Raw genomic sequence first — 21,746 nt, forward strand, 5'->3', positions numbered from 1 at the left:
GGCTTAACCCTCCTGGCGTTGGTTGGTGGGGTCGAAGAACGGTAGCTGCACCACTTCGGCCTGGACGACGATGCCGCCTTCGACGCGAATCGGAATGCATTGCCCCGGTGTGCTCTGGTCGATCCCGGCGTAGGCCAGGCCGATGATCCGGCCCAGGCTGGCGGAGTATTCACAGGAGGTGACGTTGCCGCTGATGTCCGGGCCGTTGAGCACCAGGTGGCCTTCCAGCGGCTGCACGCTGCCCTTGGGCAAGCTGAAGCCGACCAGTTTGCGTTTCAGCGGCTGGGCTTCGAGGATGTCCACCGAGCGGCGGCCGACGAAGAACGGCTTGTTGCGGCTGACCGCCCAGCCCATGTCGATTTCCGCCGGGTGGGTCATGCCGTCGGTGTCCTGGCTGATGATCACGTGGCCTTTTTCCAGGCGCAGCAGGCGCTGGGTTTCGACGCCGAAGGGGCGAATGTCGAAGGCTTTGCCGGCGGCCATCAACGCATCCCACAATGCCAGGCCATGACGTGCGGCAACGTGGATTTCATAACCCAGTTCGCCGACGAAACCGACCCGCAGCAGCCGCGCCTTGATCCCGGCCACCGTGCCCTGGCGCACGCCCAGGTAAGGGAAGGCCTCGGCGCTCAGGTCGAGGTCGCTGCACAGTTGTTCCAGCACCTTGCGCGAATCCGGCCCGGCCACGTTCACCGCACAGATCGCGGCGGTGACGTTGGCCACATCCACGTCCAGGCGCCATTGCGCGTTCCACTTGAGCATCTGCTGGTAGATGCGGTCGACGCCGCTGGTGGTGGCGGTGACGTAGAAGTGCTTGTCGGCCAGCCGCGCGCACACGCCGTCGTCGATCACCACCCCGTGTTCATTGGTCATCAGCGCATAACGCGAACGGCCCACCGGCTGCTTGAGAAACGCGAAGGTGTACATCCGGTTGAGCAGTTCGGCGGCATCCGGGCCGCGCACGTCCAGGCCGCCGAGGGTGGACACATCGATCAGCCCGACCTTGTTGCGCACATGCAGGGCTTCGGCCTGCATGCACGCGTCGCGGTCCTCGGCCTTGCCGTAATAGGCCGGGCGCTGCCAGATGCCGGCGGGCATCATCTTCGCCCCGGCCTGCAGGTGCCGCGCATGCATCGGCGTTTGCCGGTAGGGGTCGAAGGCGCGCCCGGCGACGTGGGCGAGTTTTTCCGCCACGAACGGCGGCCGTGCGGTGGTGACCCCGGTTTCGCTGATATTGCGCTGGGTCGCCCAGGCCACCAGGCGCGCGGTCGGCAACGCCGAGTGGCGGCCCTGGGACGGGCCCATGCCGACGGTGGAGTAGCGTTTCACCAACTGCACATCGCGGTAGCCGATGCGGGTGGCGTTGACGATATCCGCCACTTGCAGGTCTTCGTCGAAGTCGACGAAATCCTTGCCCTTGGGGTGCGGGAAGATCGGCCAGTTGAAGTTGACCGGGGCTTCGCTGCGCAGCGGGGTACGCGCTGCGGCAGGGCTCAAGCCGAGGGCGAAGGCGATGTCGTGGGCGGCGTTGCTCGCGTCCGCCAGCACATTGTCCAGTTGGTGCCGACCGTGGACCGAACCGGCCACATTCAGGTTATGCGGCAGGCCGCTGAGGCTGAACTCTGCACGCGAGTCCTCATAGGCCAATTTGCCGCCGGCCTGGCACAGCAGTTGGTACACCGGCATATAGCCGGCCGACATGCACAGCAGGTCGCAGTCGATCACCTGCCCCTTGTCGCTGACCTGGCCCTGAGCGGTGATCTGGCGCACATCGACACCCTTCACATGGCGCAGGCCTTTTTCATGCAAGGCCTCGAACACCGTGCTGTTAGTCAGGCAACGGATCTTGCGCTGCGCCAGCGCGCCGGCCAGGGCCTGGTCGGCGGGGGCGTGGCGCAGGTCGATCAGGGCGGCGACGTCCACGCCCTGGTCATGCAGGTCGAGGGCAGCGAGGTAACCGTCATCGTTGCCGGTGAGCACCACCGCGCGTTTGCCGGGCTTGACGGCGTAGAGCTTGATCAGGCGTTGCGCGGCACTGGTCAGCATCACCCCCGGCAGGTCGTTGTTGCGAAAGATCACCGGCTGGTCGAACGAGCCGCTGCACACCAGGCACTGCTGCGCGCGCACCTTGTACAGGCGCTTGCCCTGGATCACCGGCAGGTAGTTGTCGGTGAACCAGGCGTTGCAGGTGGCCTCGGTGAGCACCTGGATATTCGCGTGTTGTTGCACCGCGCCGAGCAATTTGTGGCGCAGGTTGTCGGCGCGGGTGCCGGCGATATCGAAGCGCGCATAAGTGAGCGAACCGCCGAGGATCGGCTGCTGCTCGATCAGCAGCACCTTCGCCCCGGCATTCGCGGCGGTCAGCGCCGCCTGCAAGCCGGCGGGGCCGGCGCCGATGACGGCGAGGTCGGTGAACAGGTAGGCCTTGTCGTAGTACTCGGGCTGGAAGTTCAGGTCGAGCACGCCCAGGCCGGCTTTTTTACGGATGATCGGCTCCCACACTTTCCACATGCCCTTGGGCTTGTAGAACGAGCGGTAGTAGAAACCCACCGGCATGAATTTGGAGAACTTGCCCATATAGGCATCGCGGTCGTGGTCCAGCGTGCCGTTGACGTTCTGCGCGGTCACCGCCAGGCCGTTGCTCAGCGCGTGGGCATCGGCCAGCACGTTGGGTTCCTGGGGCAATTGCACCAGGCTGTTGGCGTCCTGGCCGGCCATGCTCAGCGGCCCGCGTGGGCGGTGGTATTTGAACGAGCGCGACATCAGAAAGCGCCCGTTGGCGAGCAGGGCGCTGGCGATGCTGTCGCCCTGCAGGCCCTGGTAGGGGTGCCCGTCGAAACTGAAATCGAGTGGCTGATCGCGTTGGATCAGCAGGCCCATGGGGGCGGGGAGGCGGTTCATCCGGCGATCTCCTGGGGGGTGTTGAAGTCGACGCGGTGGGTGAACAGTTCCTTGGGATCGAAGGTGCGCAGGATCTCGTCGGTGACGGTGTGGCGCTCGGCGAGGAACCAGTAGCTGGACGGCGTGTGCATCCACCATTCACGCACTACACCGGCGAGGTTGTCGGTGTTGAACACGTAGTCGGCCCATTCGGCGTCGCTGCAGTTGACCGGATCGGGCATGGGCTTGAACTCGCCGCCGTAGGTGAACTCGCTGATATTGCGCGGCCCGTTGAGCGGGCACATCATGATTTTCATAGTCCGCTCTCCATCAGTGACTGGCCGCCGTGGCGCCCATCTCATTGACTTGCTGGAAGGTCGAGAAACGTTCGAGGCCAAAGGGTTTGATCAGCTCCGGCACCTTGCCGCCGCTGGCGACCAACTCGGCCATGGTCTTGCCGCAGATCGGCGTGGCCTTGAAACCCCAGGTGCCCCAACCGGCGTCGAGGTAGTAATTCTTCACCGGCGACAGGCCCATGATCGGGCTGTAGTCCGGGGTCATGTCGGTGATCCCGGCCCACTGGCGCATCAACTTGGCGTTGGCCAGGAACGGGAACATCTCGATGGCATGGGCCAGCAGGCTTTCCTTGAGGTCCAGGGTCGAGCGTGTGTTGAACAGCGGGTAGGGGTCGGAACCGCCGCCGAACACCACTTCGCCGCGACTGGTTTGCTGCACGTAGCAGTGCAGGGCCGAGGAACTCACCAGCGGGTCGAGGAACGGCTTGAACGGCTGGGTGACCATGGCCTGCAGCGGGAAGGTCTGGATCGGCGAGCGGATGCCGGCCTTGGCCATCAACAGTGAGCTGTGCCCGGCAATCGCCTGCACCGCGCAGCCGCACCGGATGGTGCCGCGATTGGTTTTCACCGCGGTGATGGCGCCGTTTTCAATGATCAGGTCTTGCACTTCGGTGAGCTGATGGATTTCCACGCCGCGCTTGGCCGCCTGCTTGGCGTAGCCCCAGGCCACGGCATCGTGGCGCGCGGTGGCGCCGTCGATGTGCCAGAGCCCGGCGAGCACCGGCAGGTGGCCGGGGTCGAGGTTGAGGCTGGGCACCAGTTCGCGGATCTGCTGGCGGTCGATCATCTCGGTGCGCCCGCCGAAGTGCTTGTTGACCTCGGCGCGCTGGCGAAACGAACGCACGGTGGCGTCGGTGTGGGCCAGGGTCAGTTGGCCGCGCTCGGAATACATGATGTTGAAATCGAATTCGTTGGACAGCGCCTGGAACATCTTCACTGACTCGGCGTAGAAACGCACCCCTTCGCTGGTCAGGTAGTTGGAGCGGATCACCGCTGTGTTACGCGCGGTGTTGCCGCCGCCCAGATAGGACTTTTCCAGCACGGCAATGTTGCTGATGCCGTGGTACTTAGCCAGGTAGTAGGCGGTCGCCAGGCCGTGGCCGCCGGCGCCGATGATCACCACGTCGTAACTCGACTTGAGTTCTTTGGGCGGCGGCAGATCCACCTCCACCGGGTACTCCGAACTCAGCCCGTATTTCAATAGATTGAATGGCATACGGCCTCCGATTGGCTGCGTAGGGCGTGATGTTGCGCAAGGGCGGCGGTCACGGTGTTTTTCATCAGGAAGGCAATGGTCATCGGGCCGACACCGCCGGGGACCGGGGTGATGGCGGCGACGTGGGGCAGGGCGGCGTCGAAGTCGACATCGCCCACCAGGCGGCTGCGGCCGTCGTCATCGATACGGTTGATGCCGACGTCGATCACCACCGCGCCGGGTTTGAGCCAACTGGCATCGATCAAGCGTGGGCGGCCCACGGCGGCGATCACGATGTCGGCCTGGCGGCACAGGGCCTGGGCGTTGTGGCTGCGCGAATGCAGCACCGTCACCGAGCAATCGGCCTTGAGCAGCAGCGCCGCCATGGGCTTGCCGACGATGTTCGAGCGGCCGACCACCACCGCGTGTTTACCGCGCAGGTCGCCACAGGTTTGCTCCAGCAGGTACAGGCAACCGCTGGGAGTGCAGGGCGTGAGCACGGCGCGCCCCTGGCTGAGGCCACCGACGTTCTGGCTGTGGAAACCGTCGACGTCCTTCTGCGGCGCGATGGCTTCCAGGGCGCGCAGTTCGTCCATCTGCTTGGGCAGCGGCAATTGCAGGAGAATGCCGTGGATCGCCGGGTCGGCATTCAACTGGGCGATCAGGATCAACAGTTGTTCGGTGCTGGTGTCGCTGGGCAGCCGATGCTCCACGGAGCGGATGCCCACTTCTTCGGCGCGCAGGATCTTGTTGCGCACATACACCTGGCTGGCGGCGTCGTTGCCCACCAGGATCACCGCCAGGGCCGGTTGAATGGCTTGCTCGTGCAGGCGCGCCACGTCTTCGCGCACTTGCAGCAGTACCCGTGCGGCGGCGGCTTTGCCGTCGATCAGTTTGGGCGCGCTCACCGGAACACCACCGTTCTGTCCTGGTTGAGGAACACCCGATGCTCCAGGTGGTACTTGACCGCCTTGGACAGGGCCACGGTTTCGGTGTCGCGGCCGATGGCGACGAGGTCGTCGGGCTTGTACACGTGGTCCACGCGCTGCACTTCCTGCTCGATGATCGGGCCCTCATCCAGGTCGCTGGTCACATAATGCGCGGTGGCGCCGATCAACTTCACGCCACGCTGATAGGCCTGGTGATAGGGCTTGGCGCCTTTGAAACCGGGCAGGAACGAATGGTGGATATTGATCGCGCGCCCCGACAGTTGCCGGCACAGGTCGTCGGAGAGGATCTGCATGTAGCGCGCCAACACCACCAGTTCGGTGCGGGTGTCGTCGACGATCTTCATCAGCTCGGCTTCCTGCGCGGCCTTGGTGTCCTTGGTCACGGGCAGGTAGATAAAGCGGATGCCCTCGCGCTCGGCCATGGGCCGCAGGTCGAGGTGGTTGGAGACGATGGCGGTGATGGTCATGTCCATCTCGCCCTTGTGGTAGCGGTAGAGCAGGTCGGTGAGGCAGTGGTCGAACTTGCTCACCATCAGCAGCACGCGCATCGGCTCGCGGGTGTCGTACAGCGCCCACTGCATGTCGAAGGCCTGGGCGACGTCGGCGAAACCGGCACGGATCTGTTCCAGGTCGCCGGCGTGCCCATCGTTGAAACGGAACACGGCACGCATGAAGAAGCGACCGCTGAAGTCATCATCGAACTGCGCCATCTCCCCGATGTAGCACGCGTTGTCCGCCAGGTACGTGGTGACGGCAGCGACAATGCCGGACACCGCGGGACAAGTGACCTTGATGATGAAATGGTTTTTTTCGTGTTGCATGACACGTCCTCGGGATGATGGCGGCAGCTCATCGCATAGCGAAAAAACGTCAGAGGACAGCAGGCTCATTCCGTGAGCGCATTTTCTTGTGAGGAATAAAATATTCCTGAAGTGGCTTTATAGGGGAATGGACGCAGGGCGTCTAGGGGTTTTGGGAAAGTTTTTTAACTGAGGGGAATTTTTATCGGGGAGGACGGCGTCGAACGCGGTCAAAAATGTGGGAGGGGGCTTGCCCCCGATGAGGGGGGTCAGTGAAAGATGCATTCACTGACACTCCCTCATCGGGGGCAAGCCCCCTCCCACAATTGGATCTCTGTGCTTCAGGTGTATCGCGAGTCCGGATTATTCTTTGTCGTTGCCGTAGTTCATGATCGACAGCAGGCGAATCGGCACCCGCACCAATTCTTCCGGCCCATGGGGAATCTCGCCCTCGAACGTCAGGCTGTCGCCGGCTTCCATCCGATACAGCTGATTCCCATGCCGATAAATCAGCTCCCCTTCCAACAAGTGCAGAAACTCGGTCCCAGGGTGGGCAAAGGTCGGGAACTCCTCGCTGGCGTCGTCCATGCTGACCATGTACGCCTCGAAGCTCTTCTTCGGCCCCCGGGTATGGTTGAGCAGATGGTAGGTATGCCCCTTTTCCGTCCCGCGGCGCACCACTTCCATGCCTTGGTCGGCCTTGACCAGCAAGGCACTGCCGTCCTGTTGATCGTATTCGGCGAACAATTTCGACAACGGCAGCCCAAGCACATCGCACAGGCGGCTGAGGGTGTCGAGGCTGGTGGAGACCTGGGCGTTTTCGATCTTGCTCAACATGCCCTGGCTGATATCGGCAATCTTCGCCACGTCGGACAGCTTCAGGTCCTGGGCCTGGCGCTGGCGTTTGATCTGCAAACCCAGGTATTGCTCCAGCTTGAGGCGGGGGGCGGTTTCGGTGGACATAGTCATCAGATCCTGCACGCTTTCCGTTCAGTAATATTAGTTTCGCACTAGGAAAGTGCAAGCCGCGGCGCTTGGCGGCCGTGCCCAGGCACGTATTCCCACGGGGAAAACAATTTTCCCATATATACAGCACAAAAGCGCTTTCACCGGCACTTCAATCGGCCGCTCGCGAATCTGGCAAGGGTATTGCATTCCTGTGGAGAAACTAACTTTCTTTTTAGGAATAAAAAGACAGTCCAGGCCCACCCACACGGTTTTGCCTTTCGCGAGGAGTGACACGCAATGTTGCCAGCAGAAACCCAGCGCATCATCGACAAGTACGGCATCAAGTACGTGCTTGCGCAGTTTGTGGATATACACGGTGCGGCCAAGACCAAGTCGGTGCCGATTTGCGGGCTCAAGACGGTGGCCGAAGAGGGCGCCGGGTTTGCCGGGTTTGCCATCAGCGGCATGGGCATGGAACCCCACGGCCCGGACTTCATGGCGCGGGGTGACCTGTCCACGCTGACCCCGGTGCCCTGGCAGCCGGGTTACGGGCGCGTGGTGTGCGTCGGGCATGTCGACGGCAAGCCCCATCCCTTTGATAGCCGCTACGTGCTGCAGCAGCAGGTGCAGCGCCTGCAGGACAAGGGCTGGACGCTGAACACGGGCCTGGAACCCGAATTCAACCTGATGCGCCGCGACGAGCAGGGCAAGCTGCAACTGGTCGACCCCAGCGACAACCTCGACAAGCCCTGCTACGACTACAAGGGCCTGTCGCGCTCGCGGGTATTCCTGGAGCGCCTGACCGAAGCCTTGCAGGCGGTGGATTTCGAGGTCTATCAGATCGACCACGAAGACGCCAACGGCCAGTTCGAGATCAACTACACCTACAGCGACGCCCTGACCTCGGCCGACCGTTTCACCTTCTTCCGCATGGCCGCCGGCGAGATCGCCAATGACCTGGGCATGATCTGTTCCTTCATGCCCAAGCCCGACCCGAAACGCGCCGGCAACGGCATGCACTTTCATCTGTCGATCAGCAGCGCCGAGAACAAGAACCTGTTCCACGACGCCAGCGACCCGAGCGGCATGGGCCTGTCGAAGCTGGCCTATCACTTCGCCGCCGGCCTGCTCGCCCATGGCCCGGCGCTGTGTGCGTTCGCCGCGCCCACCGTCAACTCCTACAAGCGCCTGGTGGTGGGCCACTCGCTGTCCGGCGCCACCTGGGCCCCGGCCTTTATCGCGTTTGGCGCCAACAACCGTTCGGCCATGGTGCGCGTGCCTTACGGCCGCCTGGAGTTCCGCCTGCCGGATGCCGGCTGCAACCCTTACCTGGTCAGCGCCGCAATCATCGCGGCGGGCCTGGACGGTATCGATCGCCAGTTGGAAATCGACCACGTCTGCAATGAAAACCTCTACAGCCTGAGCCTGGAGCAGATCGCCGAGCGCGGCATCAAGACCTTGCCGCAATCCCTCAAGGAAGCCTGCGACGCGCTGGAAGCCGACCCGCTGTTCGCCGAGGTGCTCGGCCCGCAGATCGTGGGTGAGTTCATCAAACTCAAGCGCATGGAGTGGGTGGAATACAGCCGCCATGTGAGCGACTGGGAAGTCCAGCGCTATACCGAATTTTTCTGACACCGTGTGACGGAGACTTGATATGTGTGGAATCGTAGGTCTGTACCTGAAAAACCCCCGGCTGGAACCCCAACTCGGCCAGCTGTTTGAACCGATGTTGCAGGCCATGACCGACCGTGGCCCGGACAGTGCGGGCTTTGCCATCTACGGTGATGAAGTCGCTGACGGCTGGGTCAAGCTGACCCTGCAAGCGACCACCGAGGCCTTCGACTGGAAAGCCCTGATGGGCGAGCTGGAAGGGCGGCTGGGCTGTTCGCTGGACTGGTTTCAGAACGCCAGCGCCGCCGTGTTGAAGGTCCACGCCGACGAAGCCCCGGTACGCCTGGCCCTGGCCGAACTGGCGCCGAGCGTGCGCGTCATGAGCGCCGGGCAGAGCATCGAGATCCTCAAGGGCATGGGCCTGCCCCAGGAGATTTCCCAGCGCTTCGGCCTGGCGAGCATGCAGGGTAGCCACATCATCGGCCACACCCGCATGGCCACCGAAAGCGCGGTGACCATGGAAGGCAGCCACCCGTTTTCCACCGGTGCCGACCTGTGCCTGGTGCATAACGGTTCGCTGTCGAACCACTTCCGCCTGCGCCAGGAACTCAAGCGCGAAGGCATCCATTTCGAAACCGACAACGACACCGAAGTCGCCGCCGGCTACCTGACCTGGCGCCTGCAACAGGGCGACTCGCTCAAAGACGCGCTGGACCACGCCCTGGAAGACCTCGACGGCTTCTTCACCTTCGCCATCGGCACGCGCAACGGTTTTGCGGTGATCCGCGATCCGATCGCGTGCAAGCCGGCGATCCTCGCCGAGACCGATGACTACGTCGCCATGGCCTCCGAGTACCAGGCGCTGTCGAGCCTGCCAGGCATCGAGAATGCCCGCATCTGGGAGCCCGCACCGGCCACTTTGTACATCTGGGAACGCCAGTCAGCTTAAGGAGCGCACACATGAAAACCATCGACCTTTCCACCGCGACCGTGCGTGACCTCAACCAGGCGCTGCACGCCCAGGCCATCGACAACGAGTGGCGCGTCACCCACTCCAACGGCAAGCACAACCTTGCGGTGGGGGTGAATCAGGCGGTGTCCATCGATATCGAAGGCCACGCCGGCTACTACTGCGCGGGCATGAACCAACAGGCGTCGATCACCGTACACGGCAACGTCGGCGTGGGCTGCGCCGAGAACATGATGTCTGGTTCTGTGCGCGTCAAAGGCAGCGCGTCCCAGGCGGCCGGGGCCACGGCCCATGGCGGCTTGCTGGTGATCGAAGGCGACGCGGGGGCGCGTTGCGGGATTTCCATGAAAGGCATCGACATCGTGGTCGGCGGCAGCATCGGCCACATGAGCTGCTTCATGGGCCAGGCCGGGCGTCTGGTCGTCTGCGGCGATGCCGGCGATGCGCTGGGCGATTCGCTGTACGAGACCCACATCTATGTGAAGGGCTCGGTCGAGTCGCTGGGCTCCGATTGCGTCGAAAAAGAGATGCGCAGCGAGCACCTGCAAGAGCTGCAGGAGCTGCTCGATCGCGCCGGTTTCGCCCACCACGCGGCGGATTTCAAGCGCTACGGCTCGGCCCGCCAGCTGTACAACTTCAAAGTCGATAACGCCTCCGCGTACTGAACCAGGAGCTACACCATGAGTGAAAAAACCCCTCCAGTGTTGCGCGAGTCGGCCACCTTCGACCGCCTGACCATCCAGGAAATCCAGCGTGCCGCCGAAACCGGCATCTACGACATTCGCGGCGGCGGTACCAAGCGCAAGTTGCCGCACTTCGATGACTTGCTGCTGCTGGGCGCCAGCGTGTCGCGTTACCCGCTGGAAGGCTATCGCGAGAAGTGCGGCACCGATGTGATCCTCGGCAACCGCTTCGCCAAGAAGCCGATCCACCTGAAGATCCCGGTGACCATCGCCGGCATGAGTTTCGGTGCGTTGTCGGCCAACGCCAAGGAAGCCCTGGGCCGTGGCGCGAGCATCGCCGGCACCAGCACCACCACCGGTGACGGCGGCATGACCCCGGAAGAGCGCGGCCAGTCGCGGCACCTGGTGTACCAGTACCTGCCGTCGCGCTACGGCATGAACCCCGATGACCTGCGCAAGGCCGACGCCATCGAGATCGTCCTCGGCCAGGGCGCCAAGCCCGGCGGTGGCGGCATGTTGCTGGGCATGAAGGTCACCGAACGCGTGGCCGGCATGCGTACCTTGCCGATCGGCGTGGACCAGCGCAGCGCCTGCCGCCACCCGGACTGGACCGGTCCGGACGACCTGGCGATCAAGATTGCCGAGTTGCGCGAAATCACCGATTGGGAAAAACCGATCTACGTGAAAATCGGCGCCAGCCGGCCGTATTACGACGTGAAGCTGGCGGTCAAGGCCGGTGCCGATGTGATCGTACTCGACGGCATGCAGGGTGGCACCGCGGCGACCCAGGAAGTGTTTATCGAACACGTCGGCATCCCGATTTTGTCGGCGATCCCGCAAGCGGTACAGGCTTTGCAAGAGATGGGCATGCACCGCAAGGTCCAGTTGATTGTGTCGGGCGGGATTCGCAACGGCGCCGATGTGGCCAAGGCCATGGCGATGGGCGCGGATGCGGTGGCCATCGGCACGGCGGCGTTGATTGCCCTGGGCGACAACCACCCACGACTGGACGCGGAACTGAAAAAGATCGGCTCGGCCGCCGGCTTCTACGACGACTGGCAGAACGGCCGCGACCCGGCCGGCATCACCACCCAGGACCCGGAGCTGTCGAAACGCCTGGACCCGGTGGAAGGCGGGCGTCGTTTGGCCAACTACCTGCGGGTGATGGTGTTGGAAGCCCAGACCATGGCCCGTGCGTGCGGCAAGTCGCACCTGCACAACCTCGACCCCGAGGACCTGGTGGCGCTGACGGTGGAGTCGGCCGCCATGGCCCGGGTGCCGTTGGCGGGGACCCGTTGGATACCGGGTTCCGGTTACTGAGTGACGAGCCGGCTTGCCGGCTGCTACGGCGTTCCACCCCTGTAGGAGCGAGCCTGCTCGCGAAGGTCGTTAACGATAACGCGGGCATCCTGGATGACCGCGTTGCCTGGACGTTTTTCGCGAGCAAGAACTAGGCGTCCCCCTCGCTCCTACATGCATCTCCCCTATCTTTTGCAGGAGCTTTGAACATGATCAATCGTCTTCTCGGCAAATCCCTCTTCGGCTTATTGGCCGCCTGTGCCTTCGCCCCCTTGGCGCAGGCCGCCGATGCGCCCACCTTGAACACCGGCAGCACCGCCTGGATGGTCACCGCCGCGGTGCTGGTGCTGTTCATGTGCCTGCCGGGGCTCGCGCTGTTCTACGGCGGGCTGGTCCGGGCGAAAAACATGCTCTCGCTGTTCACCCAGTGTTTTGGCGTCGCCGGGCTGGTGGGCGTGCTGTGGGTGATCTACGGCTACAGCATGGTGGTGGACACCACGGGCATGGTCGAAGGGCAGGTGACCTTCAACAGTTTTGTCGGCGGCCTGAGCCGCGCGTTCCTGGCGGGCATGACCCCCGAGAGCCTGGTGGGGGATATTCCGGAAGGCGTGTTCGTGACCTTCCAGATGACCTTCGCGATCATCACCCCGGCGCTGATCGCTGGCGCCTTCGCCGAACGCATGAAGTTCTCGGCGGCGCTGCTGTTCATGGCCATCTGGTTCACCCTGGTGTATGCCCCGGTGGCGCATATGGTCTGGGGCGGTTCGGGGGCCTTGATGCATAACTGGGGCGTGCTCGACTTTGCCGGCGGCACCGCCGTACACATCAACGCCGGTGTGGCCGCGCTCGCCGCATGCCTGATCCTCGGCAAGCGCAAGGGCTACCAGAACACGCCGATGCCCGCGCATAACCTGAGCCTGACCATGGCCGGTGCGGCGATGCTCTGGGTCGGCTGGTTCGGCTTCAATATCGGCTCCGGCGGCGGCCTCAACGGCACCTCGGGGATTGTCATGCTCAACACCCAACTGGGCGCGTGTGCGGGGATTCTCGGCTGGATGTTCACCGAGTGGTTCAAGGTCGGCAAACCCAGCGCCCTGGGCCTGGCCAGCGGTGCATTGGCCGGTCTGGTGGGGATCACCCCGGCGTGCGCCTATGTCGGCGTCGGCGGCGCGTTGGCCATCGGCTTGCTGTGCGGGGTGTTCTGCTACTTGAGCGTGACCGTGTTGAAGCGGCGCTTCGGCTACGACGACAGCCTCGACGTATTCGGCCTGCACGGCATCGGCGGCATGATCGGCGCGGTGCTCACCGGGGTGTTCTGCGTGCCGTCCATGGGCGGCCTGGTGGAAGGCGTGACCATGGGCGGCCAAGTCGTCGCCCAGATCAAGGGGGTGTTGCTGACCACGGTGTACTGCTTCGTGGTCAGCTGGATCATCCTCAAGGTGGTCAATGCCCTGGTCGGCCTGCGTGCCCATGAGTCGGTGGAAGAAATGGGCCTGGACCTGGCCGAGCACAACGAGCGCGCCTACAACCACTAACGGCCCACTGTAGGAGCGAGCTTGCTCGCGAAGATCGTTAACGATAACGCGGGCATCCTGGATGACCGCGTTGCCTGGACGTTTTTCGCGAGCAAGCTCGCTCCTACAGGTACAGCGCCTGCGCTCGGGGCAGGGCTTTGCGTTGCAACTGGCTCGCCACTAGGGTGTTTTTCAGCCTGCGTGCCCATGAGTCGGGACCTGGCCGCCTACAACCCCTGAGAACCCTGTAGGAGCGAGCTTGCTCGCGAAGGTCGTTAACGATAATGCGGGCATCCTGGATGACCGCGTTGCCTGGGCGTTTTTCGCGAGCAAGCTCGCTCCTACAGGTACAGCGCCAGCGCTCGGGGCAGGGCTTTGCGCTGCAACTGGCTCGCCACCAGGGTGTTCTTCAGCCTGCGAGCCCATGAGTCGGGACCTGGCCGCCTACAACCCCTGAGAACCCTGTAGGAGCGAGCTTGCTCGCGAAGGTCGTTAACGATAACGCGGGCATCCTGGATGGCCGCGTTGCCTGGACGTTTTTCGCGAGCAAGCTCGCTCCTACAGGTACAGCGCCAGCGCTCGGGGCAGGGCTTTGCGTTGCAACTGGCTCGCCACCAGGGTTGCGTGCCCATGAGTCGGGACCTGGCCGCCTACAACCCCTGAGAACCCTGTAGGAGCGAGCTTGCTCGCGAAGATCGTTAACGATAACGCGGGCACCCTGGATGACCGCGTTGTCTGGACGGTTTTCGCGAGCAAGCTCGCTCCTACAGGTACAGCGCCAGCGCTCGGGGCAGGGCTTTGCGTTGCAACTGGCTCGCCACCAGGGTTGCGTGCCCATGCGTCGGGACCTAGCCGCCTACAACCCCTGAGAACCCTGTAGGAGCGAGCTTGCTCGCGAAGGTCGTTAACGATAACGCGGGCATCCTGGATGACCGCGTTGCCTGGGCGTTTTTCGCGAGCAAGCTCGCTCCTACAGGTGCGGCGCCAGCGCTCGGGGCAGGGCTTTGCGTTGCAACTGGCTCGCCACCAGGGTGTTCTTCAGCCTGCGTGCCCATGAGTCGGGACCTGGCCGCCTACAACCCCTGAGAACCCTGTAGGAGCGAGCTTGCTCGCGAAGGTCGTTAACGATAACGCGGGCATCCTGGATGACCGCGTTGCCTGGGCGTTTTTCGCGAGCAAGCTCGCTCCTACAGGTGCGGCGCCAGCGCTCGGGGCAGGGCTTTGCGTTGTAACTGGCTCGCCACCAGGGTGTTTTTCAGCAGGTAGGCAATCGTCATCGGCCCCACACCACCCGGCACCGGCGTAATCGCGCTGGCCACGGTGCGTGCGCTGGCGTAGTCCACATCGCCCACCAACCGCGTACCGGTCTCGGTGCTGATGCGGTTGATCCCCACATCGATCACCACCGCGCCAGGCTTGAGCCAGCTGGCATCGATCAACTGCGGCCGGCCGACCGCGGCGACGACGATATCGGCCAAGCGGCACAATGCCTGAGCATCGACGCTGCGCGAATGCACCACGGTGACCGAGCAGTTGGCCTGCAACAGCAGGGTCGCCATCGGTTTGCCGACGATGTTCGAGCGGCCAATCACCACCGCGTGCAAGCCACTCAAATCGCCGCAGGTTTCATGCAGCAGGCGCATGCAGCCGCTGGGCGTGCAAGGCGTGAGCACCTCGATGCCTTGCACCAGGCCGCCGACGTTCTCACGGTGGAAACCGTCCACGTCCTTGATCGGGTCAATCGCATGGATCACGGCCGCCTCGTCGATATGCGCCGGCAACGGCAACTGCACCAGCACGCCGTTGACCGAAGGGTCGGCGTTCAACTGGGCCAGCAGGTCGAGCACTTGCGCCTGGCTGGCGTCATCCGGCAGCCGGTATTCAAGGGAGCGAATCCCGACTTCCTTGGCCCGCAGCAGTTTGTTGCGCACATACACTTCGCTGGCCGGATCGTCGCCCACCAGCACGACAGCCAGGGCCGGGAAGATTTTTTGCGCGGCAAGCAGCAGGACCTCTTCGCGAACCTCGTCGAGAACCTGGGCAGAAATGGCCTTGCCGTCGATATCGCGGGCAAGGGAAGGGAGAGTGCTGGTCAAAAGCGTCACCGTTGTCTGGAGAAATAGGGGCGCTGAGGGATAAATCCCTCAGCAATAGGCAGCCCAGGGCATTCAGGCTACCAGTTGATGGCAGGCATACACCACCAGCACACCGGCGATCAGTGTGGCGTAGGGCAGCCAGCCGGCGCGGCGTTGGCCGTCATCGGCCTGGATATACAAGTCACTGAGCATGGCCGCGGGGAAGCGACCTTTGTCCTGCACATAGTGGCGGTAGCAGAACACCGGCAGGATCAACAGCGCCAGCAGCAAGCCGGTGACCAGCGTGCCTGCGCCCCAGATATCCGCACCCAGGCCCATGCACGCCAGGTTGACGAAGCTCAGCACGCCGCCGGCCGCCAGCAGCACGGTGGGGGCTTTGTACGGGCGCACCCAGTCGGGGCGGTCGAGGCGGTGGATCCAGCCGGCGTTGAGGTTGAGGAAGTTGAAAATGATGTAGCTGACGTTGGACGCCGCCAGCACGAACACATAGTCCGACATCAGCAACAACAGCAGGTTGAACGACAGGTCGGTCCACATCGCCGCCGTGGGCGCACCGTGTTCGTTGGTGCGCCCCAGGTATTTGGGCAGCCAGCCGTCCACCGACGCCTGATACAGGGTGCGCGACGAGCCGGACATCGAAGTCATGATCGCCAGCAACGTGGCGAGCACCAGCATGATCAGCACGATATTGGCGACCACCTTGCCGCCGCCGATGCTGTCGGCCATCACCTGGCCAACGCCCATGCCGCTGTAGATCGCCGGCGACAGCAGGCCGCTGTACACCGCCGGAGTCACTACCGCGCCGCTGGCGTCGAGCACCGCCGGGGTCACCAGTTGGCCCAGCCCCAGGCTGCCTTGAAACGCCAGCGGCACCAGGGTGAACACCAGGATGCACAGCAGGCCGGCGTAGAAGATCGCCTTGAAGGTGTCACGCTTGGGGTCCTTGAACTCGCGGGTGTAGCACACCGCCGTTTCGAACCCGTAGGTGGACCACGCGGCCATGAACAGCCCGCCGGCCATCAGCGACCAGCCGGATATATCCCACGGGCCGTCGATGACTTGCCCGGCTGCGTCATGGGCCAGCGGGTACAGCGGCAGGAAGTTGGCCTGGGTCGCGTCCCCGGTGAACAACGGCACCACGCCCACCAGCAACAGCGGGATCAGCGAGGTGACCCCGAGCACCAGCGTCAGGCGCGCCGAGCGCAGGATGCCGCCATGCTGCACGGCAAACACCGTGAGCAGAATCAACAGGCCAATGGCGAACGTCGCGTTGATGCGCAACGACAGGCCGCTCTTGACCCAACCCAGGTCAAGCAGGGTCAGTTGCCAGGTGTTGATCAGCGCATCGGCGGGAAACAGCGCGGTGAGGATATACCCCGCCGCCAGCCCCGAGCCGATGGACAGCACGGGCGACCAGGCCAGCCAGTTGCACCACACCGACACCGGCGCGATCAACTTGCTGTAGCGCACCCAGGCCACCGCGCCGTACACCGAGGCGCCGCCGGACTTGTGCGGGAACAGCCCGGCGATCTCGGCATAGGTGAAGGCCTGGATAAACCCGAACAGGATCGACACGATCCACACGATCCAGGCCGGTTTGCCCACCGTGGCGGCAATCGCGCCGATGGAGAACAGCACCAGCGCGGGCACGCCACTGGCGACCCAGAATGCACCGCGCCAATCGATCTTGCGGTGCAGGCTGCCCACTGAGCTGGCAGCCTGCGGTACAGCCTCGAACGTCGTCGCTTCCATCTTCGTATTCCCATGTCTGAGTAGCGGTTAAGAAGGGCAATCAAAGTGGGCAGTCAAAGTGGGGTGGCACACATCGGTATCGGGACGATCAGCTACGCACGCGGCTCTTGTCCGGGTCATAGAAAATCGCTGCGCTGACCGTGGCGCTGATGCGCTTCTGTAGGCCATCGACTTTGCCAATCTCAAGCAGGGTGCCGGGCTCGGCGCAGCTCACGTCGACCCGGCACAGCGCGATATTGCTGGCCAGCAACGGTGAGCGGCAGGCGCTGGTGATGACGCCGACCTGGGCGCGGCCGTGGTACACCGGGTCGCCGTGGTGGGCCGCCTCGTTGCCGCCGAGGTGCAGGCCGACCAGCTTGTGGCTGGGATGGGCGCTGCGCCGCAACAGGGCGTCGCGGCCGATAAAATCATCGGTCTTGCTCTTGAGTGGCACGCTGAAGCCGATGCCGGCCTCGAACGGGTCGGTCTGGTCGCTGAACTCGTAGCCGGCAAAAATCAGCCCGGCTTCGATGCGCAACAGGTCCAGCGCTTCCAGGCCGAGGGGCACCAGGCCCAAGGGTTGGCCGAGTTGCCAGATGCGGTCCCACACCCGTTCGGCGTCTTCGGGCTGGCACCACACCTCAAAGCCCAGTTCGCCGGTGTAGCCGGTGCGCGAAATCATCAACGGGCAGCCCTCGAAACCGTCCAGCCGGCCGACCAGGAAGCGGAACCAGCCGAGACTGTCCACACTCGGTTGGGTGGGCGGCGTCCAGACCATCTGCTTGAGCAGCTCGCGGCTGAGCGGCCCTTGCACCGCCAGGTTGTGAATCTGCTCGCTGGCAGACTTGACCCACACCTTCATCCCCAGTTTGTGGGCCTGCTCGCGCAGCCACACACCGGCGTAGTCTTCGCCGCAGATCCAGCGGAAGTTGTCCGGGCCCAGGCGCAGCAGGGTGCCGTCGTCGAGCATGCCGCCGTGTTCGTGGCACATCGCCGAATAGACCACTTGGCCCACCGCCAGGCGCCGCACGTCGCGGGTCAGGCAGTATTGCAACAGGGCTTCGGCGTCGGGGCCGATGATCTCGAATTTGCGCAGGGCGGTCAGGTCCATCACGGCCACGCGTTCGCGGCAGCCGAGGTATTCCTCGGTGGCGCCATAACCGTCGTAGCGCAACGGCAGCCACCAGTTGCGGTAGTCGATGAAGCTGCCGGTGAGGGCGCTGGTGCGTGAGTGGAACGCGGTCTCACGGGTCAGTATCGGGTCGGCATCGGCCGTGGTTCGAGTGCTCATGGCGATGGAAAAACGCTCCTTCTCGCGGTAGATACGGACATGGATATCGGTCGGGTTCCAGCCATTGGCCGGGTCGATGTCATCCGGGCACGAGGTACTGCCGCACACCAGCTCGGTCATGGCCCGCAGCAGTACGTAGTCGCCGGGCCGCGACCAGGGCTCATCCAGGGTCATCTGCTGGTGTGCATCAATGCCGGTGTTGAAGAAGAAATTGATCGCCGGCCAGCCGTTGCGCGCCTGCACGCCGTAGGGCGCGAGTACGCGGCTGAGGTTGTCGCTGCAGTTGTCGTGCCCGAAATAGCCATGGGATTCGTAGTAGCGCGCCGCGCAGGCCAGGGCGAAGGCGTCGTGGCGCCCGACGGTGTCCTGCACCACCTCCAGCATCGGCTGCATCCGGCGGTCGAAAAACTTCGAGAACAGCCCCGGCGCCGGGTAGGCGCTGCCGTTCAGCGTGCGCGTCACGGTCTGGTCGAGGTCCAGCTCCACGCCGCGATCCAGGGCGCGGCGGTCGAGGGCGACGAAGTCCGAACACTGGCGGCCGGCGACGTCCAGCACCTGCACGTACTGGCCCTTGGCGACGCTGTAGCCGTGGGCCGTGCCCGCGCGCACGGTGAACTCGTCCAGCACCTCGCCCAATGGCTCGGGCAGGGCGGGCACCAGCAGGGGCGACGGGTTGGCCCGTGTCACCAGCAGGCGCAGTTCGCTGGGCCGGTATTGCCGGTCGACGGCGGTGGGCCCGGCGGGAGCGGCGACGATCACCAGCAGGCGGTCATGGGCGACAAACTGCCGAGTGTGACCGGGCGGGCTGGCGTCGTCCCACAGCGCGGCGGCGAGGGGCAATGCCTGCGCGTCGATGCCGCGCCGCTTGAGCGCCTGGCCGACACGCGGTGGCACGCGGCAGGCGCTCGAGCCGCTCAGCCCCCAGCTCGCCAGGGCGCTGCGGCCGCTGGCGTCGAGGGCCAGCAGTTCGCAGATTTGCCGGCCTTCGAGGTCGATCACTTGCAGGCCGTCGCCGGGCTGCAGGTCGACCAGCGTCACACCGCCGGCGGCCACGCGGTAGCGTTCGAGGTTCGGCGCCCGGGCAAACAGCCCGGGTTCTCGCGGGTGGGAAACACGCGGAGCATTCATCATGGGCACCCGCTCAGCCGACTGATTTGATGGGCGTCACGGGCTCGCCCAGGTACGCCGCCATCGAGTCGTCCAGGGCCAGCAGCCACGGGGTGTGGTGCGGCGGCGACTGGGTGCCGGTCATCAGCGAGCGGTAGGACTTGTCGCGATAGCCCATGATGTTTTCGGCCTTGTCGTGCTTCCAGTGCAGAAAGGTCTCGTTGACGGCGGCGATGTCGAAATCCGGGTAGTCGGTGGCGTCCACCAGGTGCTGGATGTAGGCGCCCTGGAACTCGAACATCTGCTGGTTGGTTTCCAGAGTCAGTTCCCGTGCCTGCCATTGCTGGCTGTCGGCGATCATCGCGGCCTGACTGGGCAATGGGATACGCCCCAGGATCACATCGCGGGCATACCAGGCCTGGGCGTCGAACATGTTGAACGAGTACCACTGGTCCTGCATGCCGAGGTAGATCAGCCGCGGGTTGGGTTCCCAGAACACGCCCTTGTAGAGGTTCATCGGCCACAGGCGGTTGTCGGTCCTGAGGCTCAGCTCATCCGGCAGGAACGGGAAGTGGTGCTTGTAGCCGGTACACAGGATCACCGCGTCGATGTGCTTGCTGCTGCCATCGGCAAAGAACGCACGGTTGTTTTCCAGGCGTTGCAGCAGCGGCTTTTCTTCCCAGTTGTCCGGCCACGCATAGCCCATGGGCGTGGTGCGGTAACAGCTGGTGATGCTGCGCGCGCCATATTTGTAGCATTGCGAGCCGATGTCCTCGGCCGAATAGCTGCTGCCGATGATCAGCAGGTCCTTGTCCTTGAATTCCAGCGCCTCGCGAAAGTCATGGGCATGCAGGATGCGCCCGGCGAACTGCTCGAAGCCTTCGAAGTACGGCACCTTGGGCGTGGAGAAGTGGCCGCAGGCGTTGATCACGTAGTCGAATTCTTCACAGGTCAAGGTGTCGTGGGTGTAGTCGTGGGCGTACACGGTGAAGCGCTGGGTCTGTTCGTCGAAGGTGACCTGGCGCACCACATTGTTGAAGCGGATGTAGTCGCGCACGCCGGCCTTTTCCACCCGGCCCTTGATGTAGTCCCACAACACTTCGCGGGGCGGATAGGAGGCGATGGGCCGGCCGAAATGTTCTTCAAAGGTGTAATCGGCGAACTCCAGGCATTCCTTGGGGCCGTTGGACCACAGGTAGCGGTACATGCTGCCATGCACCGGCTCGCCGTTTTCGTCCAGGCCGGTGCGCCAGGTGTAGTTCCACATGCCGCCCCAGTCCTGCTGTTTCTCGAAGCACACCAGTTCGGGAATGGCGGCGCCCTTGTCGCGGGCCGACTGGAAGGCGCGAAGTTGTGCCAGGCCGCATGGGCCGGCGCCGATGATTGCTACACGTAGAGTCATGAGCGTGCCTCCTGAAGGGTTTCAGCGAAAGATCACTGTCTTGTCGTGGTTGATGAACACCCGGTGTTCCAGGTGGTATTTCAGGGCTTTGGAAAGGGCGACGGTTTCGGTGTCGCGGCCGATGGCGACCAGTGAATCGGGCAAGTGCGTATGGTCGACGCGCTGGATTTCCTGCTCGATGATCGGGCCCTCGTCGAGGTCGCTGGTGACGTAGTGGGCGGTGGCGCCGATCAGCTTCACCCCCCGGTCATAGGCCTGGTGATACGGCTTGGCGCCCTTGAAACCGGGCAGGAACGAGTGGTGGATGTTGATCGCCCGCCCCGACAGTTGCTGGCACAGGCCGTCGGACAGGATCTGCATGTAGCGCGCGAGCACTACCAGATCGGTCTGGGTGTCTTCGACGATACGCATCAGTTCGGCTTCCTGGCCGGCCTTGGTGTCCTTGGTGATGGGCAGGTAGATGAAGCGGATGCCCTCACGCTCGGCCATCGCCCGCAGGTCCAGGTGGTTGGAGACCACGGCGGTGATGGTCATGTCCATTTCGCCTTTGCGGTGGCGGTAGAGCAGGTCGGTGAGGCAATGGTCGAACTTGCTGACCATCAGCAGCACGCGGGTTGGCTGGCGTGAGCTGAACAACTGCCACTGCATGTCGAAGCCGCCGGCGAGCTCGCCCAGGCCTTTGCGCAGGTCGCCGATATCACCGCTGACGCCCTTGTTGAAGCGGAACACCGCGCGCATGAAAAACTGCCCGGTGAACTCGTCGTCGAATTGCGCCAACTCGCTGATGTAGCACTGCTGCCGGGCCAGGCAGGCGCTGATCGCGGCGACGATCCCGGACGCCGCCGGGCAGGTGATCTTGAGAATGTAATGTTCGCTTGAGGCGTCCATCGAAGGCTCCTGAATGCGGTGAAGG

16 protein-coding genes are annotated in these 21,746 nt (G+C 64.0%); 5 read left to right on the top strand and 11 right to left on the bottom strand.

What is annotated here, in order from left to right; translation table 11 throughout:
- Positions 1–3: 3 nt before the first annotated feature.
- The 6 genes from PverR02_RS12540 to PverR02_RS12565 form a co-directional block, all read right to left on the bottom strand.
- Positions 4–2,901, bottom strand: a complete 2,898-nt coding sequence (locus tag PverR02_RS12540; RefSeq protein WP_079443520.1) for a 2Fe-2S iron-sulfur cluster-binding protein — start codon at positions 2,899–2,901, stop codon at positions 4–6.
- Complete coding sequence (locus PverR02_RS12545; protein WP_057005905.1) at positions 2,898–3,197, bottom strand: sarcosine oxidase subunit delta; 300 nt, start codon at positions 3,195–3,197, stop codon at positions 2,898–2,900. The genes PverR02_RS12540 and PverR02_RS12545 overlap by 4 nt, the downstream gene beginning before the upstream one ends.
- Before the next feature lie 13 nt (positions 3,198–3,210).
- A complete protein-coding gene (locus PverR02_RS12550) occupies positions 3,211–4,452 on the bottom strand; it encodes an FAD-dependent oxidoreductase (RefSeq protein WP_046383920.1) in 1,242 nt (413 codons plus the stop codon).
- Positions 4,434–5,339 (bottom strand): bifunctional methylenetetrahydrofolate dehydrogenase/methenyltetrahydrofolate cyclohydrolase FolD, encoded by a 906-nt coding sequence (gene folD, locus PverR02_RS12555; protein WP_079443521.1) that lies wholly within the window; start codon positions 5,337–5,339, stop codon positions 4,434–4,436. Before folD (PverR02_RS12555) ends, PverR02_RS12550 begins: the two co-directional genes overlap by 19 nt.
- Entirely contained in the window at positions 5,336–6,202 is an 867-nt protein-coding gene (purU, locus tag PverR02_RS12560; protein WP_046383918.1) for a formyltetrahydrofolate deformylase, read from the bottom strand. Before purU (PverR02_RS12560) ends, folD (PverR02_RS12555) begins: the two co-directional genes overlap by 4 nt.
- A 342-nt stretch (positions 6,203–6,544) precedes the next feature.
- Positions 6,545–7,144, bottom strand: a complete 600-nt coding sequence (locus PverR02_RS12565; RefSeq protein ID WP_046383917.1) for a helix-turn-helix domain-containing protein — start codon at positions 7,142–7,144, stop codon at positions 6,545–6,547.
- A 282-nt stretch (positions 7,145–7,426) separates the two neighbouring features.
- Between PverR02_RS12565 and glnT the strand changes: the two genes are divergently transcribed.
- The 5 genes from glnT (at position 7,427) to PverR02_RS12590 (ending at position 13,227) form a co-directional block, all read left to right on the top strand.
- Positions 7,427–8,761: a type III glutamate--ammonia ligase gene (glnT, locus tag PverR02_RS12570; protein WP_057005902.1), complete on the top strand. Its 1,335-nt coding sequence runs from the start codon at positions 7,427–7,429 to the stop codon at positions 8,759–8,761.
- 22 nt (positions 8,762–8,783) lie between these two features.
- Positions 8,784–9,689, top strand: coding sequence for a class II glutamine amidotransferase (locus PverR02_RS12575; protein ID WP_046383915.1), 906 nt, complete (start codon positions 8,784–8,786; stop codon positions 9,687–9,689).
- Between the two features lie 11 nt (positions 9,690–9,700).
- Entirely contained in the window at positions 9,701–10,375 is a 675-nt protein-coding gene (locus PverR02_RS12580; RefSeq protein WP_079443522.1) for a GltB/FmdC/FwdC-like GXGXG domain-containing protein, read from the top strand.
- A gap of 15 nt (positions 10,376–10,390) precedes the next feature.
- A complete protein-coding gene (locus PverR02_RS12585; protein ID WP_046383913.1) occupies positions 10,391–11,713 on the top strand; it encodes an FMN-binding glutamate synthase family protein in 1,323 nt (440 codons plus the stop codon).
- 188 nt (positions 11,714–11,901) lie between these two features.
- Positions 11,902–13,227, top strand: coding sequence for an ammonium transporter (locus PverR02_RS12590; protein ID WP_046383912.1), 1,326 nt, complete (start codon positions 11,902–11,904; stop codon positions 13,225–13,227).
- A 1,166-nt stretch (positions 13,228–14,393) separates the two neighbouring features.
- Here PverR02_RS12590 and folD (PverR02_RS12610) read toward each other — a convergent pair.
- From folD (PverR02_RS12610) to purU (PverR02_RS12630), 5 genes are all read right to left on the bottom strand, one after another.
- Positions 14,394–15,311 (bottom strand): bifunctional methylenetetrahydrofolate dehydrogenase/methenyltetrahydrofolate cyclohydrolase FolD, encoded by a 918-nt coding sequence (gene folD / locus PverR02_RS12610; RefSeq protein WP_079443526.1) that lies wholly within the window; start codon positions 15,309–15,311, stop codon positions 14,394–14,396.
- 63 nt (positions 15,312–15,374) lie between these two features.
- A complete protein-coding gene (locus tag PverR02_RS12615) occupies positions 15,375–17,054 on the bottom strand; it encodes an APC family permease (RefSeq protein ID WP_079443527.1) in 1,680 nt (559 codons plus the stop codon).
- 88 nt (positions 17,055–17,142) lie between these two features.
- On the bottom strand, positions 17,143–19,452 hold the full coding sequence (locus PverR02_RS12620) for a DUF1989 domain-containing protein (RefSeq protein WP_079445009.1): 2,310 nt from the start codon (positions 19,450–19,452) through the stop codon (positions 17,143–17,145).
- Between the two features lie 13 nt (positions 19,453–19,465).
- Entirely contained in the window at positions 19,466–20,833 is a 1,368-nt protein-coding gene (locus PverR02_RS12625; RefSeq protein ID WP_046383909.1) for an NAD(P)-binding domain-containing protein, read from the bottom strand.
- A 21-nt stretch (positions 20,834–20,854) separates the two neighbouring features.
- Positions 20,855–21,721 (bottom strand): formyltetrahydrofolate deformylase, encoded by an 867-nt coding sequence (purU, locus tag PverR02_RS12630; RefSeq protein WP_046383908.1) that lies wholly within the window; start codon positions 21,719–21,721, stop codon positions 20,855–20,857.
- Between the last annotated feature and the right edge of the window lie 25 nt (positions 21,722–21,746).

The organism is Pseudomonas veronii, from assembly GCF_002028325.1.
Lineage (GTDB): Bacteria > Pseudomonadota > Gammaproteobacteria > Pseudomonadales > Pseudomonadaceae > Aquipseudomonas > Aquipseudomonas veronii.

What these genes read in the sequence shown, in the direction of transcription:
- PverR02_RS12540 (WP_079443520.1), bottom strand. Translation starts at nt 2,901, where the DNA reads ATGAACCGCCTCCCCGCCCCCATGGGCCTGCTGATCCAACGCGATCAG.
- PverR02_RS12545 (WP_057005905.1), bottom strand. Translation starts at nt 3,197, where the DNA reads ATGAAAATCATGATGTGCCCGCTCAACGGGCCGCGCAATATCAGCGAG.
- PverR02_RS12550 (WP_046383920.1), bottom strand. Translation starts at nt 4,452, where the DNA reads ATGCCATTCAATCTATTGAAATACGGGCTGAGTTCGGAGTACCCGGTG.
- purU (WP_046383918.1), bottom strand. Translation starts at nt 6,202, where the DNA reads ATGCAACACGAAAAAAACCATTTCATCATCAAGGTCACTTGTCCCGCG.
- PverR02_RS12565 (WP_046383917.1), bottom strand. Translation starts at nt 7,144, where the DNA reads ATGTCCACCGAAACCGCCCCCCGCCTCAAGCTGGAGCAATACCTGGGT.
- glnT (WP_057005902.1), top strand. Translation starts at nt 7,427, where the DNA reads ATGTTGCCAGCAGAAACCCAGCGCATCATCGACAAGTACGGCATCAAG.
- PverR02_RS12575 (WP_046383915.1), top strand. Translation starts at nt 8,784, where the DNA reads ATGTGTGGAATCGTAGGTCTGTACCTGAAAAACCCCCGGCTGGAACCC.
- PverR02_RS12580 (WP_079443522.1), top strand. Translation starts at nt 9,701, where the DNA reads ATGAAAACCATCGACCTTTCCACCGCGACCGTGCGTGACCTCAACCAG.
- PverR02_RS12585 (WP_046383913.1), top strand. Translation starts at nt 10,391, where the DNA reads ATGAGTGAAAAAACCCCTCCAGTGTTGCGCGAGTCGGCCACCTTCGAC.
- PverR02_RS12590 (WP_046383912.1), top strand. Translation starts at nt 11,902, where the DNA reads ATGATCAATCGTCTTCTCGGCAAATCCCTCTTCGGCTTATTGGCCGCC.
- PverR02_RS12615 (WP_079443527.1), bottom strand. Translation starts at nt 17,054, where the DNA reads ATGGAAGCGACGACGTTCGAGGCTGTACCGCAGGCTGCCAGCTCAGTG.
- PverR02_RS12620 (WP_079445009.1), bottom strand. Translation starts at nt 19,452, where the DNA reads ATGAATGCTCCGCGTGTTTCCCACCCGCGAGAACCCGGGCTGTTTGCC.
- PverR02_RS12625 (WP_046383909.1), bottom strand. Translation starts at nt 20,833, where the DNA reads ATGACTCTACGTGTAGCAATCATCGGCGCCGGCCCATGCGGCCTGGCA.
- purU (WP_046383908.1), bottom strand. Translation starts at nt 21,721, where the DNA reads ATGGACGCCTCAAGCGAACATTACATTCTCAAGATCACCTGCCCGGCG.